General features: G+C 73.7%; 12 protein-coding genes. 6 read left to right on the top strand and 6 right to left on the bottom strand.

Annotated elements, in window-relative coordinates:
- Positions 1–2: 2 nt before the first annotated feature.
- Complete coding sequence (locus ABZU99_RS19150) at positions 3–482, bottom strand: NUDIX domain-containing protein (RefSeq protein WP_356049392.1); 480 nt, start codon at positions 480–482, stop codon at positions 3–5.
- Between the two features lie 198 nt (positions 483–680).
- Between ABZU99_RS19150 and ABZU99_RS19145 the strand changes: the two genes are divergently transcribed.
- On the top strand, positions 681–1,715 hold the full coding sequence (locus ABZU99_RS19145) for an O-antigen ligase family protein (protein ID WP_356049394.1): 1,035 nt from the start codon (positions 681–683) through the stop codon (positions 1,713–1,715).
- Between the two features lie 62 nt (positions 1,716–1,777).
- On the opposite strand, the gene ABZU99_RS19140 is transcribed toward ABZU99_RS19145, so the two are convergent.
- Positions 1,778–2,335 carry a hypothetical protein gene (locus tag ABZU99_RS19140; protein ID WP_355946000.1) on the bottom strand — a complete coding sequence of 186 codons (558 nt, stop codon included), beginning with the start codon at positions 2,333–2,335 and terminating at the stop codon, positions 1,778–1,780.
- A 72-nt stretch (positions 2,336–2,407) separates the two neighbouring features.
- Positions 2,408–3,202, bottom strand: a complete 795-nt coding sequence (locus tag ABZU99_RS19135) for an aspartate/glutamate racemase family protein (RefSeq protein ID WP_355945998.1) — start codon at positions 3,200–3,202, stop codon at positions 2,408–2,410.
- Positions 3,203–3,270: 68 nt separating this feature from the next.
- Here ABZU99_RS19135 and ABZU99_RS19130 point away from each other — a divergent pair, with 68 nt between their 5' ends.
- Positions 3,271–4,476 carry a glycosyltransferase gene (locus ABZU99_RS19130; protein ID WP_356049397.1) on the top strand — a complete coding sequence of 402 codons (1,206 nt, stop codon included), beginning with the start codon at positions 3,271–3,273 and terminating at the stop codon, positions 4,474–4,476.
- 160 nt (positions 4,477–4,636) lie between these two features.
- On the opposite strand, the gene ABZU99_RS19125 is transcribed toward ABZU99_RS19130, so the two are convergent.
- The gene (locus ABZU99_RS19125) at positions 4,637–6,031 is read right to left on the bottom strand and encodes a TerD family protein (RefSeq protein WP_355946048.1); all 1,395 of its coding nucleotides are present in this window, start codon (positions 6,029–6,031) and stop codon (positions 4,637–4,639) included.
- A 252-nt stretch (positions 6,032–6,283) separates the two neighbouring features.
- On the opposite strand from ABZU99_RS19125, the gene ABZU99_RS19120 reads away from it, so the two are divergent.
- Entirely contained in the window at positions 6,284–6,781 is a 498-nt protein-coding gene (locus tag ABZU99_RS19120) for a DUF6643 family protein (protein ID WP_355945994.1), read from the top strand.
- Between the two features lie 98 nt (positions 6,782–6,879).
- On the opposite strand, the gene ABZU99_RS19115 is transcribed toward ABZU99_RS19120, so the two are convergent.
- On the bottom strand, positions 6,880–7,329 hold the full coding sequence (locus tag ABZU99_RS19115; RefSeq protein WP_355945991.1) for a cyclic nucleotide-binding domain-containing protein: 450 nt from the start codon (positions 7,327–7,329) through the stop codon (positions 6,880–6,882).
- A gap of 246 nt (positions 7,330–7,575) precedes the next feature.
- Between ABZU99_RS19115 and ABZU99_RS19110 the strand changes: the two genes are divergently transcribed.
- The 3 genes from ABZU99_RS19110 (at position 7,576) to ABZU99_RS19100 (ending at position 11,408) form a co-directional block, all read left to right on the top strand.
- Positions 7,576–8,001, top strand: coding sequence for an ATP-binding protein (locus ABZU99_RS19110; RefSeq protein WP_355945988.1), 426 nt, complete (start codon positions 7,576–7,578; stop codon positions 7,999–8,001).
- A gap of 167 nt (positions 8,002–8,168) precedes the next feature.
- The gene (locus ABZU99_RS19105) at positions 8,169–8,771 is read left to right on the top strand and encodes a hypothetical protein (RefSeq protein ID WP_355945986.1); all 603 of its coding nucleotides are present in this window, start codon (positions 8,169–8,171) and stop codon (positions 8,769–8,771) included.
- 201 nt (positions 8,772–8,972) lie between these two features.
- On the top strand, positions 8,973–11,408 hold the full coding sequence (locus ABZU99_RS19100; RefSeq protein WP_355945983.1) for a right-handed parallel beta-helix repeat-containing protein: 2,436 nt from the start codon (positions 8,973–8,975) through the stop codon (positions 11,406–11,408).
- Here ABZU99_RS19100 and ABZU99_RS19095 read toward each other — a convergent pair.
- A complete protein-coding gene (locus ABZU99_RS19095; RefSeq protein WP_356227897.1) occupies positions 11,378–13,621 on the bottom strand; it encodes a hypothetical protein in 2,244 nt (747 codons plus the stop codon). The two genes, ABZU99_RS19100 and ABZU99_RS19095, sit on opposite strands and share 31 nt — an antisense overlap.
- Between the last annotated feature and the right edge of the window lie 128 nt (positions 13,622–13,749).

Here is a 13,749-nt window from a genome sequence, read left to right as displayed (position 1 = left end):
CTTCACCCCGCGGTGATGGGTTCGAACCATGTCGGGGCGTCGTCGAGCGCCTGCTTGATCCGGGTCAGCGAGAAGTCCTCCAGCTCGGGCAGCGCGTCGAGTGCGAACCAGCCCACTTCCAGCGACTCGTCGTCGTTCACCCGCGCCTCGCCGCCCACCGCCCGGCAGCGGAAGCAGAGGTCCACGAACTGGCACACATCGCCGTTGGGGTAGGTCACCGGTGCCAGGGTCCGGACCAGGACGATGCGCTCGGGCACGCAGCGCACCGCGGTCTCCTCCTCCACCTCGCGCGCCACCGCCACGGCGGGCTGCTCACCGGGCTCGGGAATGCCGCAGATGATCGCCCAGCGGCCGTTGTCGGCCCGGCGGCCCAGCAGCACCCGGCCCTCGTCGTCGAAGACGACGGCGCTCACGCCCGGCAGATACAGCAGTTGCTGGCCAACGGTGGCCCTGAGGTCACGGATGAAGTCGGGGATCGGCATGCGGTGAGCGTATCGGTCGGGGCCGGGCGCTCACCCAGCGGCCGTTCGGTGCGCCCGCAGGCGGTTTCACCACTGCCGCATCGTTTCTGCGCACCATATACACATACCTCACAACACGCGCTACCGTTCGCGGTGTATGGCTCGCACCGCGGCCCTGGGCGTCGCGTGCGGTGCCCGTCACGACGGGGGGTCGACGGGATGACGTCATCAACGGTGGGACCTGTCGTCAACGATCACGGCAGAGGGAACCACGACAGACCCGCTCTCAGCGGCGCGTCCGATATCGCGGGCTCCTTCGTACTGGGCGGCTGCGCCGTATGGGCGCTGGTCTCGGCCATGGGGCGCCTGGCCCGCCCCGAGGGGGTACTGCTCGCCGTCCTCGCGGTGGCCGCCGGTTACGCCTGCGGCCGGATCGTGGGATCGCTGGTCCCGGTCGCCGCGGCGACCGGCGCCGCGCTCGCGGGGCTCGGCCTGGCCTGCACCACCGCCCTGAACGGGCTCGCCGGCCACGAGGGCCTGGCCGCGGCGGAGTGGACGCTGGCCACGGGTGCGGCCTGCTGCGCGGCGTGGGCCGCCCGGCAGACCGTGCTCCGGCTCGCGCTGTGGGCGCTGGCCGTGGCGATCACGCTGACGGCCGTGGTGGGCGGCTCCGAGGCGGGCCGGCTGGCGAGCGGGGGCGTTCTGGTGTGCTCGCTCGCCGCCGCCCGGCTGCGCCGGCGGCTGCCGGCCCTGGTCACGCTCGCGCTCGTCGTCACGGTCGCGGCCGGCGGCTGCTGGGCGGTGGCACAGGACGCCCTGCCGGGCGGCTTCCCGTCCGCGCTGCGGAGCCGGCTCACCGAGCACCGGATCCAGCTGTGGCAGGACGCGGCCCGCATCGCCGGGTCGAGCCCGGTACGGGGCGCCGGGCCCGACCGTTTCGCCGAGCTGAGTGCCACGGCCGCGCGGTCCGCCGGCCCGGAGGCCACCCCGCACTCGGCCCTTCTCCAGCAGGCCGCCGACCAGGGCCTGCCGGGGGTCCTCCTGCTGGGCGCGGCCTTCGGCTGGATGCTCTGTGCCCTGTGGCGCTCGCCCCGGGCCGGCCCGGTCGTTCTGACGGCCGCGGCGACCCTGACGGCCCTGGCGGTCGAGGCACTGCTGGGGAACGCGCTCAGCTTCCCTCAGGTCACGGCGGGCACGGGCCTGCTTGCCGGCCTGGCGACGGCCCGCCGGCTGGAGCCGGGCGCGGGCCCGTGACCGGCACCGTGGACCGGCCCCCGGAGCGCGCCTCGGGGCCCGCGCGCCGGAGGGGCCCGAGGTCAGACCTGCGAAGTGCGCGACGCGATCAGCCGCAGCCGGTCGCGGATGACCCGGGCCGCCACCTCCGCGTCGTCCACCGTCACCGTGAAGACACGCCCGTCCCCGAGGCGGACCACCAGGCCCTCACCGCGGCGGACCACCACGGCCGTGCCCTTCTCGGGCCGCCAGCGGTAGCCCCAGCCGCCCCATTGGCAGGGGGTGACCTTCTGGGCGACATCGGCGTGGACCACATCGCTGAGGGGGATGCGGCGGCGCGGCAGGCCCATATGGCCGCAGCGGATCTCCAGGCACTCCTCGTCGACCCGCACCGCCACATGGACGAAGGCGAGTGTGCCGAAGAGCATCAGCAGGCCGGCGGCGACGCAGCCGATGACCGACATCAGGAGCGGGGCGAGGCCCGAGCCCCAGGGCGAGTCGACGGCCAGGTCGACACCGAGCGCCAGGCACGCGGCGCCCGCGGCCGCCAGCAGCCACTGGACGCGATTGTGCGCGCGCCCGTGCCAGACCGGGGGCGGCTCTCCGTCCGCGGGCGCCTTGCCGTGCTCGTGGTGCCTCATGGTTGGCAGCGTACCCACGTTCTCCGGCGGCGGCAGCGGCGCGGCGAAATCCGCTGGTACGGGGCGTACCGGTCAGCCGCGCGCCGGGCTGACGGGCGCCAGAATCCCGCCTTCGGCATACGCCAGGGCCTCCTCGGGGAGGGCGGCCTCGCGTCCGCTGAGGATGACCGTGAGACTCCCGGCGGGCGTGACCGCGTCCGCCGGGAGGGGGTCGGCACCGATCCGGCGCAGGGCCTGGGCGGCGACGGCCCCGGCGGAGCCGAGGAGGACGAGGGACGGGGTGTCCGGTTGCTGCACGGCGGCCCGGATGCGGTCGGTGACCAGCTCGTAATGGGTGCAGCCGAGGACGACGGTCGTCACATCGCGCGGGGTGCGCGCCGCGGCGACGGCCACCGCCTCGTCGATGGCGGCGAAGTCGGCGTACTGGACGGCGTCCGCGAGCCCCGGGCAGGCCACCGGCGTCACCTCGACGCCGGCCGCGAACTGACGGATCAGGTTCTCCTGGTACGGGCTGCCGGTGGTGGCGGGCGTGGCCCAGATGGCGAGCGGGCCGCCCCCGGCCGCCCCGGGCTTGATCGCGGGCACCGTGCCGATGACCGGCAGCGCGGGCTCCAGCTCGGCGCGCAGCGCGGGAAGCGCGTGGACTGTGGCGGTGTTACAGGCGACGATCAGTACGTCCGGGTTGTGCGCTGCGGCGGCGCGGGCACAGGCCAGCGCGTGCTCGGTGACGTCCCCGGGAGTACGCGGCCCCCACGGCATACCGTCGGGGTCGGAGGAGAGCACCAGATCGGCATCCGGCCGCAGACGGTGCACCGCGGCGGCGGTGGCCAGAAGGCCGAGTCCGGAGTCCATAAGCGCGATCTTCACCCGGTCACTTTAATGGATTGGTCCAATGCGCCCGGCGGCGGGGCACACCTTCCGGCAGACTGCGGCGGGTGAGCGCGCTGACGTGGATCGCCGTCGCGGCCCTGGCCGCATGGGTGTGGCTGCTGCTGGGCCAGGGGTTCTTCTGGCGTACTGACGTCCGACTGCCCGAGCCCGCGCGCCCGGGATCCGGCGGCCCGCCCCCGGAGCCCGGCGACTGGCCCCCGGTCGCCGTCGTGGTGCCCGCCCGCGATGAGTCGGGCGTCCTGCGGGTGAGCCTGCCGTCCCTGCTGGCGCAGGACTATCCGGGGCATGCGGCGATCTTCCTGATCGACGACGGCAGCTCGGACGGCACCGGAGAGCTGGCCCGTGAACTCGCCGACCGGTACGGCGGGCTGCCGCTGACCGTCGACACCCCGGGTGAGCCGGAGCCCGGCTGGACCGGCAAGCTGTGGGCCGTACGGCACGGTATGGCCCTCGCCGCCCGCCACAAGGACGGCGACGACGACGGGTATCTGCTGCTGACGGACGCGGACATCGCACATGAGCCGGACTCCCTGCGGGAGTTGGTGCGGGCCGCCCGGGACGCGGACCTGGAGCTGGTCTCGCAGATGGCGCGGTTGCGGGTGGCGACCGGGTGGGAGCGGCTGATCGTGCCCGCGTTCGTCTACTTCTTCGCCCAGCTCTACCCCTTCCGGTGGGTCAACCGGCCCCGGGCGCGCACGGCGGCGGCCGCGGGCGGATGTGTGCTGCTGCGCCGGGAGGCGGCCGAGCGGGCCGGGGTGCCGGAGGCTGTCCGGCAGGCGGTCATCGACGATGTGGCGATGGCCCGCGCGGTGAAACGGTCCGGCGGAAGGATCTGGCTGGGGCTCGCCGACCGGGTCGACAGCGTGCGGCCGTATCCCGGGCTCAGCGAGCTGTGGCGGATGGTCTCGCGCAGCGCGTATGCCCAGCTACGGCATCAACCACTGCTGCTGGTGGCGACGGTGGCCGGGCTCGCGGTGGTCTATCTCGCGCCGCCCGCCGCCCTGTGCGCCGGGGTGCTGACCGGCCGCCCCGTACCGCTCGCAGCGGGCGGCGCCGCCTGGGCCCTGATGGCCGCCACGTACATCCCGATGCTGCGCTACTACCGGCAGACGCTGTGGCTGGCGCCGCTGCTGCCACTGACGGCGTTTCTCTATCTGCTGATGACCGTCGACTCGGCGGTGCAGCACTGGCGGGGGCGGGGCGCGGCCTGGAAGGGGCGCACCTACGCCCGTCCCAGCGCCGCGCCCTGACGGGGCGCGCGGCGGCCACGGGCCCGCATGAGCCCGCGTGGCCGCCTCACGTCCGGCGCGATTGCCCCACGTCCGGCGACTGCCTCACTTGCGGCGCGGTTGCCCCACGTCCGGCGCGGTTGCCCCACGTCCGGCGACTGCCTCACGTCCGGCGACTGCCTCACTTGCGGCCGGGGGTCCAGTTCATACCCCACCCGTACGCGTGGTCCAGGGTGCGCTGCGGGCTGACGCCGCGCTCCGGCACCAGATAGCGGGCCTCGCGCTGGACGACGAGATCCCCGCCCGTGTTGGTGATGAGTGCCAGCGCGCAGACCGGGGACGGGACGGTGCACTCGTCGAGCGAGAAGTCGACGGGGGCGCCGAACTGCGGCTGCAGGGTGACCGTGGCGTGAAGGTTGGCGAAACTGCGGGCGCCCTCATAGATCGTCACGAAGACGAGGATGCGCCGGAACGCCTCCTTGCGGTCGAGGTTGATGGTGAGGTTCTCACCGGTCGCCCGCGCACCGGTCCGGTCGTCGGCGTCGAGCTGGATGAACGGCGGCTGGTGCAGGGAGCCGAAGGAGTTGCCGAGCGCCTGCACCACGCCCTTGCTGCCGTCGGCGAGTTCGAACAGCGCTCCGAGGTCGAGGTCCAGATCGCTGTGCATGGCCATGGCCTTGCCGAGCTTGGAGGCCCACCCCGAGAACTGCTTTTGCATCTGCCAGTTGAGATTGACTCGCATGGCGCCCGAGGTGCCGCCCTGCTTGGTGAGCGAGACGGCGGGCGCCTCCTTGGTCAGCGTGACCTTGCTGAGGCTCACGGGCGCCGGTGCGGGCGCACCCGCCTGAGCGGGCGGCGGGAAGGGCGTGCGGACGGTGGTGGGCGGCGGAGGCGGGTACGCCCCCGCCGGCGGCCCGGTGGGCGGAGGGGGAGGCACGGGCGGACCGGACGGCGGCACGGGGGCCGGCGCCGGGGCGGCGTACGGGGACGGCGCCGGGTACGGATTCCGGGCCGGCGGCGGGGCGGGGGCGGCAGGAGCCGGGGCCGGCGTCCGCTGCGGCTCGTCGACGGTGATGCCGTAGTCGGTTGCGAGCCCCGCGAGCCCGGTGCTGTAGCCCTGGCCGACGGCGCGGAATTTCCAGGCGCCCTGCCGGCGGTACAGCTCGCCGAGGACGAAGGCGGTCTCCACCGTGGCGTCCTCGCTGTCGAAGCGGGCGATCTCGGCGCCGCTCGCCGCGTCCAGCACCCGAATGTGCAGACCGGGCACTTGCCCGAACGAGCCGCCGTCCGCGGAGCCGGCGAGCACCACCGTCTCGATCTGGGGCTCCACCCGGCCGAGGTCCACCGACAGGGTGTCCGTCACGGCGTCGCCCGCGGTCCGCTTGCCCTCGTGGCGCACCGCGCCCGAGGAGTGCACGGCCTGGTTGTAGAACACGAAGTCCGCGTCGGAGCGGACCTTTCCGGACACGAGCAGCAGCGCCGAGGCGTCCACGTCCGGCACCCCGGGGCCGGTGCGCCAGCCGAGCTCGATCCGCACCGCGGCCGCCTGTACCGGCGTGTTGCTGCCCTTGCGCATCGCCATCCTGTTCCCCCTGCCTTCTCGTCTCATTCGGTCACCGGGTCACTCGGCCGCCGGATGCGTCGCTCGGACGGTCCATTGACCGCGGGTAACCCTCTGAAAACCCGCTCTTTACACGATCTCAACGTACCCTGACGACCGTTTTTCCCGGGTTCGCTCTGATTGGGGATACGCGGGTGCTCCGATCATTGAAAACAACCCTCCTACCGGGCTCCCCAATCAGCACATGGTGGGCTTAACTTATGGGCTATGACCTCCCCCCGCAGCACCTACGGCGGCGGCTACTACTCCTCGCCGTCCTTCCCGGACACTCCCATCTACGACAGCCTCGTCGCCGAGCGGGGTACACCGCAGATCGCGCCCATCCGGGTGCCCTCCGCATACGACACCGGAAGTCACCTTCCGGCGCTGCCCTCGGCGCTTCCCGCGCTGCCGGCCGGCCCCTCCTACCAGACCCCGCAGCAGGGCTATCAGCAGCCCATGCCGCAGCCCACCGGGCTGCAGCAGGCGCACGCCCCGTACATCCCGCCGCAGGCGACGGGACCGCGGGGCTACCCGGGGGCACAGCAGCAGCAACAGCCGCGCCAGGCCCCGGCCTCGCCGATGGGACACGAGGCGATGCGCCCGGCGATGACGCGCCCCGCGGCGCCCCGTCCGGCGGCCCCCGCGCCGTCGCCGTACGAGGACCCGTACGGGCGTCAGCAGTACCCGGGCGGCCGGCCGCCGCAGCCGGGGGGCGGCTACTGAAGTCTTTCGGGAGGTGATGCGGCTGGGGCCCGGCCCCAGTCGTGGGAAGGACCGGGCCGGATGGGAGACATTCCCATCCGGCCCCTGATGTGCCTCGTTCAGGGCGACATGCCGCCGGCGTACGGCCCGTACAGGTCCAGCAGCCGGGTGCGGGCGGCCTGCAGCCGGCGCCCGATCACCTGGGCACAGGCCAGCGCGAGGGCGTAGCCGAGCTCCGGGTCCTCGTCACACAGCCGGCGCACCGCCTCGGCGTCGAACTCATGCGCGCGCACCGGGCTGAGCGCCTCCGCTCCCAGGTGCCAGGTGTCCGGCGGGAAGAGCCAGGACCAGCCGATGAGCTCGCCGGGGCCCAGGGTCTCGATCACCGCGGCCCGCCGGCCCGGGACATGCAGATCGAGGGTGACCGCGCCGGTGCGGATGATCCAGAAGTGGTCGGCCTTACGGCCCTCCTCGAAGATGCGGCCGCCCGAGGGGAACGACACATCGCGGGCGAGTGCCATCAGCCGCTCACGGTGTTCGGTCTTCAGCGCGCCGAGAAGTCCCATCATGTCCTCACTCTGCCGTCTCCTCTCCCCCCTCGCCCCTCAGCGATGACCGTGCGTGCGAGAGGCGGCTGGTCCAAAGCGGTACGCCGATGAACGGGTGTCGCCTCACTCTTACCCAATTCCGGTCAGCTTCCCGATAAGACACGTCATTTATGGTCGCGATCCGTGATGACAGGCTGGTCCCCGTACCCTCGGCTCCTTCACCGACCCTGTGATGTCGCTCGTCCTCGTCACCAACGGGAGGCACTGGTGCTAGCCGACCATCGTCGTCGGTCCGCCGATCGAGCCGGAGAACACCTGCTCCTGCGCCGTTTCACCGCCGGCGAGCTGCCCCGGCTGCGGGTGCAGGTCGAGGAGCGCGCGGCCCTGGCCGGGCTCAGCGAGACCCGCCGCGGCGACTTCGTGCTGGCCGTCGACGAGATCGCCAGCAACGCCATCGAGCACGCGGGCGGCACCGGCTCCCTGCTGCTGCGGCGGGTCGGCGACGAGCTGGAGTGCCGGATCAGCGACTCCGGCCCCGGCTTCTCCGAGGACGTCATCCCGCAGATCCTCCCCGGCCTGGACGGCGCGACCAGCGGCCGCGGCCTGTGGCTGACCCGCCTGGTCACCGACCGGCTCGTGATCAGCGCGGGGGCCGTCGGCGCCGTGGTGACTCTCGCCATGCGACTGGGCTGACAGCCCCCTCTTCTTGGGGCTCGGATCTCCCCCCAGCTACCGCCGGCAGGTGCCCCCGCCGCCCCTTCGGCTCACTCGCCCCCGTGATATGGCTCTCTCCTCACTGAATACGCGCATATCCGGACCGCTATACGGTATTCACGGACGGGGAAGGGGGTGCGTGACACATGCGAACGATCCGGGGGCTCTGGCGCTGGCGGCACAATCCGCTGCGTCGCGGGACCGACCTCGTGGAGTCGTACGCGGCCCTGATCGCGGCGCTGCTCATCGCGCTCGCCGCCCCGGCCGTCGGCTGGGTCACGGGGGCCCTCGCCCAAGGGGCGCTGGTGAAGGCCGCGCACGAGCAGCGGGCCGAGCGCCATCCGACCGCGGCGACCGTGGTGAAGGTGCTGCCCCATCCCCCCGTCGACTCCGACCCCGAGACCGCCACCGCGGCGGACGCCCGCCGCCGCGTCCTCGCCCGCTGGACCGGGCCCGACGGCAGCAGACACAAGGGGGAGCTCGGCGCCCGCCCCGGCGCGGACGCCGGTGAGCGGTTCCGCATCTGGACCGACGACCACGGCCGCCCGATGGACCGCCCCCTCGATGAGGCCACGGCGACCACCCACGCCGTACTGGCGGGCATCGGAGCGGGCGTGGCGACGGTGGGCCTGGTGGACGGCGCCCGGCGGCTGGTCGTATGGCGGCTCGTGCGCCGGCGCTATGCGCAGTGGGACATCGCATGGGCACGGGCCGGCCAGGACTGGGGCCGGGCGGACGCCGACAGCTGACGGGCCGCTACCTCGCCCACGTGCGCATGCCTTTGGTCCTCGGGCCGCCACGTCCCTTGTCATCACGACACCAAGTCCACGCGGGCCTCACGGGGAGGTCAACTCCTCGCGCCGTGCGCACGCTACGGTGGGGCATCCACATGCGCAGCGCCACAGTCGCGCACATCCGGCTTGACCACGAGGTGGGGGCACAACAGCACCATGGCACAGGGCTCGGTCGTCCAGGTGACGCACAGCGGAACGTCGCGGTGGCGGCGCCGCACCGGAGAGTACGCCTCGCTCACTGCGGCCCTGGAGGCTGCCGGGGACGGCGATGTGCTCTCCATCTCGCCCGGCACCTACCGCGAGAATCTGGTGGTGGGCCGGGCCGTCACCCTGCGCGGCCCCGAGGGCTCCGCGCGCGGTTCGGTGCGGATCGCGCCGGCCGACGGGGTCGCCCTGACGATACGGGCCTCCGCGGTGGTCCAGGATCTGCATGTCGAGGGCCAGGACTCGGCCGCCCCCGCCCTGCTGGTCGAGGACGGCACCCCGGAGCTGACGGATGTGCGGGTCGCCACGCGCTCGGCGGTCGGCATCGAGGTGCGCGGCGCCGCCCGGCCGACCGTGCGGCGCTGCACGGTGGACAACCCGGCGGGCATCGGGTTCAGCGTGCTGGACGGCGCGGGTGGGGTGTTCGAGGAGTGCGAGGTGGTGGCGGCCGGACAGTCCGGGGTGGCGGTCCGCGGCGGCGGCCGTCCGCGCCTGGACCGCTGCCGGATCCACCACGCCTCCGGCGCCGGGCTCTCGCTGACCGGCGAGGGCAGCTCGGTGGAGGCCATCGGCTGCGAGGTGTACGAGATCAGGGGCGCCGGGGTGCAGGTCTCCTCGCGCGCCACCGGCCATCTCACCGACTGCCGGGTGCACCGCACGACGGCCGACGGGGTGAATCTGGACACCGACGCGGTGCTCACGCTCGCGGACTGCGAGATCCATGACGTCCCGGAGAACGCGGTCGACCTCAGGTCGCGTTCGGTGCTGACGCTGACCCGCTCGACGGTGCGCCGGTTCGGGCGCAACGGGCTGTCGGTGTGGGACCCGGGCACCCGGGTGGACGCCAACCAGTGCGAACTGCACGAGTCCACGGGCGACTATCCGGCGGTATGGGTGAGCGACGGCGCGACGGCCGTGCTCGACTCGTGCCGGGTGCGCGAGGTGCCGGACGCGCTGTTCGTCCTGGACCGCGGCTCGCGCGTCGATGTCGTCGACAGCGATCTGTCCCAGGTGCGCAACACCGCGGTGTCGGTGAGCGACGGGGCCACCGCCCAGCTGGACGACTGCCGTATCCGGGATGCGGCCACCGGGGCGTGGTTCCGCGACCACGGCAGCGGCGGCACGCTCGCCAACTGCACGATCGACGGCGCCGCGACCGGGGTGATCGTCACCAAGGGCGCCGATCCGACGGTCGAGCGCACCACGGTGTCCGGGCCGGCGGAGGCCGGGTTCTATGTGTCCGCCGAGGGCCGCGGCACCTTCACCGGCTGCCGGGTGACGGGCAGCGGAGGCTATGGCTTCCACATCATCGACGGCTGCCGCTCCACCCTGACCCGGTGCCGCACCGAGCGGTGTGCGCGCGGCGGCTACGAGTTCTCCGAGGCCGGCCCGGCCGTCGAGGACTGCACCAGCGACGAGAGCGCGACCACGGCCCTGGCCTCCCCCGGCCTGCCGGCCCTGCCGCCCGCCGCCACGTCCGCCGTGGAGACCGCCACCGCGACGGGCGGGCTGCTGGGCGGGGTCCCCGCGCAGCGCGCCGTCCCGCCTCCGGCGTCCGCCGAGCCCCCGCCGGCCGTCCGCCCGTCCACGGACGTCCTGGGCGAACTGGACGCGCTGGTCGGGCTGGAGAGCGTCAAGCGCGAGGTGCGGGCCCTCACCGACATGATCGAGGTGGGCCGGCGCCGTCAGGAGGCCGGGCTCAAGGCCGCCTCCGTCCGCCGCCATCTGGTCTTCACCGGCTCCCCCGGCACCGGCAAGACCACGGTCGCCCGGCTCTACGGCGAGATCCTGGCCTCCCTCGGGGTGCTGGAGCGCGGCCACCTGGTGGAGGTCTCCCGGGTGGATCTGGTCGGCGAGCACATCGGCTCGACGGCGATCCGTACCCAGGAGGCGTTCGACCGGGCACGCGGCGGTGTGCTGTTCATCGACGAGGCGTACGCGCTCTCGCCCGAGGACTCGGGCCGGGACTTCGGCCGCGAGGCCATAGACACCCTGGTGAAGCTGATGGAAGACCACCGCGAGGCGGTGGTCGTCATCGTCGCCGGGTACACCGCCGAGATGGAGCGGTTCCTGTCGGTCAACCCCGGTGTGGCGTCCCGCTTCTCACGCACCATCACCTTCGGCGACTACGCCCCCGAGGAGCTGCTGCGGATCGTCGAACAGCAGGCCGAGGAGCATGAGTACCGGATCGGCGAGGGGGCGGCCGAGGCGCTGCTGAAGTACTTCACGGCGCTGCCGAAGGGCCCGGCGTTCGGCAATGGCCGCACCGCCCGCCAGACCTTCGAGGCGATGGTGGAGCGGCACGCGGGCCGGGTCGCCCAGCTGACCGACCCGACCACGGACGATCTCACCCTGCTCTATCCGGAGGACCTGCCGGAGCTGCTCTGACCGGTGTGCCGCGGAGGCGAGCACTTCTGCTCCGGGAGCCGGGCCAGCAGTCCGGCCCGCTCCCGGGCGAAGACGGGGTCGGCCTGGTACTCCGAATGACCCAGGATCGGTGCGGGCAGCGGGTGTTCGGGCGTACGGCCGTAGGCGAGCGGATCCTTGAGCGCGCCGCAGTCGACTTCCGGCCCGGTGCCGTCCGGCAGCCCGATGGGGCCGCCGATCGGGTCGGTGTACCGCCACAGATTGCGCCAGCACCGCACCTCGCCATGGAGCGCGAGCAGCTGCGCGGGGCCGAAGTAGGCGGGAAACCAGCGCCCGTAGAGCCGCTCCAGCGGTGAGCCGTAGGTCAGCAGCGCGACCTGGCCTCGGGTGCGCGGGTCCAGCTGCCAGACCGCGGCGGCGGCCAGCACACTGCCCTGGGAGTGGCCGGAGATGACGGTCCGGCCGCCGTGCTTGCGGGTCCAGGTCTCCATCCGCCAGGTCAGGTCGGGGACCGCCCGCTCGGCGTAGCACGGGGGCGCGAAGGGATGGGCGGCGCGCGGCCAGAAGGTGCCGACGTCCCACAGGATGCCGATGGTGCGGCGGGCGGCTGGGCTGCGGTAGGCGCGGCGGGCCCAGGTGACCAGCGCCAGGAAGGCCAGCCCCATCAGCCAGGAGCCGAGTGCCTGTGCGGTCTGGGTGGCGGCGTCCACGACGCCGGGGGCGCCCTCGGCGGCCCGTCCCGGGACCTTCTTGGTGAGCCAGGCACCGATGACGGCGACGCCGCCGAGCAGCAGGATGAACAGGGAGACGGGGCCGACGAGCCACGAGGCGGAGTCGGTGAGCCCGGCGCGGGCGATGGTGCCCGCGATCCGGCGGGTGCGCACGCCGTCGGGCCGCTCCCCCGGATAGCCGTCCATGATGGTGGGGAGCAGCCGCCTGCGCACTCGCCACACCCGGGCGCCGAAGATCACGGCCAGGCCGAGCAGGACGAGCAGTATCGCGGGGATGGCCGTGGCCAGCCAGGACAGCAGGACCGGCGGTGCGACGGTGCCGCCCTCACCGGGGGTGGCACCGCCGTCCAGCCAGTCGGCGATGCGCTGGGCGACGCCGCCGGAGAGCACCGCGCCGAGCCCGCAGGCGAGCATCGCGACGGCGGGTCCGGCGAGCCCGCACAGCGGAGTGCGGCTCCGGGGCGCGGCCCGGTAGAGGATCAGGGCGCAGACGGCCATGGCGACGATCAGCACGCCCTGCCCTATGGCGATCACGCAGAAGGTCTGGTTGCCGGGCAGCTTTCCGCCGGGGACCCAGCCGGGGCGGGACCAGCCGGCGTGCAGGACGGACAGCACGAGCACGCCGAGCGCGGCGCCGGGCAGCGCGGTGACGGTGATCCGGTCGAGCTTTCCGTCGACCGTGGTCTCGCTGCGCCCGCGGTGGCACACCACGAACACCACCGCGATCGCGCCCAGGACCAGCAGCGTCAGCAGCGCCCAGCCGGCGGCGTCCAGCACGCCGCTGCCGCCGGACTCGCGGTCGTGGGCGGCGGTGGCCGCGGTCACGGCCGCGGCGATGGTCAGGAATCCGGCGGCGGTGTGGGCGGAGCGCAGCCGGGCGACGATCCTGCGCCCGTACCAGAAGCCGGGCAGGCACAGCGCGGGGCGGTTGCCGGCCTCGGGCGCGGACTCGTCCACCGGCCGCTCCGGCGGCGGTTGCGACTCGTACGCGCTCCAGGTGCGGTTGGACAGGTACCACAGCAGTCCGGTGAGCGCGGCGGGCAGCAGCGCGGCGAGCGCGAGCCTGCGGCCGGGCTGGCTCCACCAGCCGTGGCCCGGGGCCATGAAGCCGAGCCAGGACGAGCCGCCCGCGCACTCGTCCGAGCCCGCGCACTGCCAGGCGATCAGGTCGAGGGCCACCTCGCAGGCCCCGGCGATCAGCAGGACGGTCAGGCTGAGCGCGACCAGCCGGACGAACAGGCCGTAGGTGCGCACCGTCCGCTCGCGCCGGTCGGCCGCGGGCCGCATCCAGTGGGCGAGGTTGACGATCATGAAGGGCAGTAACAGCAGCCACAGGGCGCGGGAGCTGTTGCCGGACGTCAGATTGCACCAGACGTACGCCTCGGGGACCGGGCGCCCGCTGTAGTCCTGCGGGCGGTCCTCGGCGTCGGAGTCCTCGACCCTGCGGTAGACCCCCGCGGTCTCGTCGCCGGTGACCCGGGTGGTGCGCGGATCGTCCAGCATCTCCTGGGGCGTGGTCCCGCCGACGCCGTGGACGAGGAGCTCCAGATCGGGCGGCGTCCCGCCCGTCCCGGTCCGCTCGGCCGTGTCGGTCGCGTCGCCCGGCGCGCCTGTACGCGTCCTCGGTGCCA

The organism is Streptomyces sp. NPDC005266 (assembly GCF_040607655.1).
Taxonomy (GTDB): domain Bacteria; phylum Actinomycetota; class Actinomycetes; order Streptomycetales; family Streptomycetaceae; genus Streptomyces.
This window is presented reverse-complemented; position numbering and strand designations above follow the sequence as displayed.

Coding starts and splice junctions, on each gene's coding strand:
- ABZU99_RS19100 (WP_355945983.1), top strand. CDS start 8,973: ATGGCACAGGGCTCGGTCGTCCAGGTGACGCACAGCGGAACGTCGCGG.
- ABZU99_RS19140 (WP_355946000.1), bottom strand. CDS start 2,335: ATGAGGCACCACGAGCACGGCAAGGCGCCCGCGGACGGAGAGCCGCCC.
- ABZU99_RS19120 (WP_355945994.1), top strand. CDS start 6,284: ATGACCTCCCCCCGCAGCACCTACGGCGGCGGCTACTACTCCTCGCCG.
- ABZU99_RS19125 (WP_355946048.1), bottom strand. CDS start 6,031: ATGCGCAAGGGCAGCAACACGCCGGTACAGGCGGCCGCGGTGCGGATC.
- ABZU99_RS19145 (WP_356049394.1), top strand. CDS start 681: ATGACGTCATCAACGGTGGGACCTGTCGTCAACGATCACGGCAGAGGG.
- ABZU99_RS19115 (WP_355945991.1), bottom strand. CDS start 7,329: ATGATGGGACTTCTCGGCGCGCTGAAGACCGAACACCGTGAGCGGCTG.
- ABZU99_RS19105 (WP_355945986.1), top strand. CDS start 8,169: ATGCGAACGATCCGGGGGCTCTGGCGCTGGCGGCACAATCCGCTGCGT.
- ABZU99_RS19095 (WP_356227897.1), bottom strand. CDS start 13,621: ATGCTGGACGATCCGCGCACCACCCGGGTCACCGGCGACGAGACCGCG.
- ABZU99_RS19150 (WP_356049392.1), bottom strand. CDS start 482: ATGCCGATCCCCGACTTCATCCGTGACCTCAGGGCCACCGTTGGCCAG.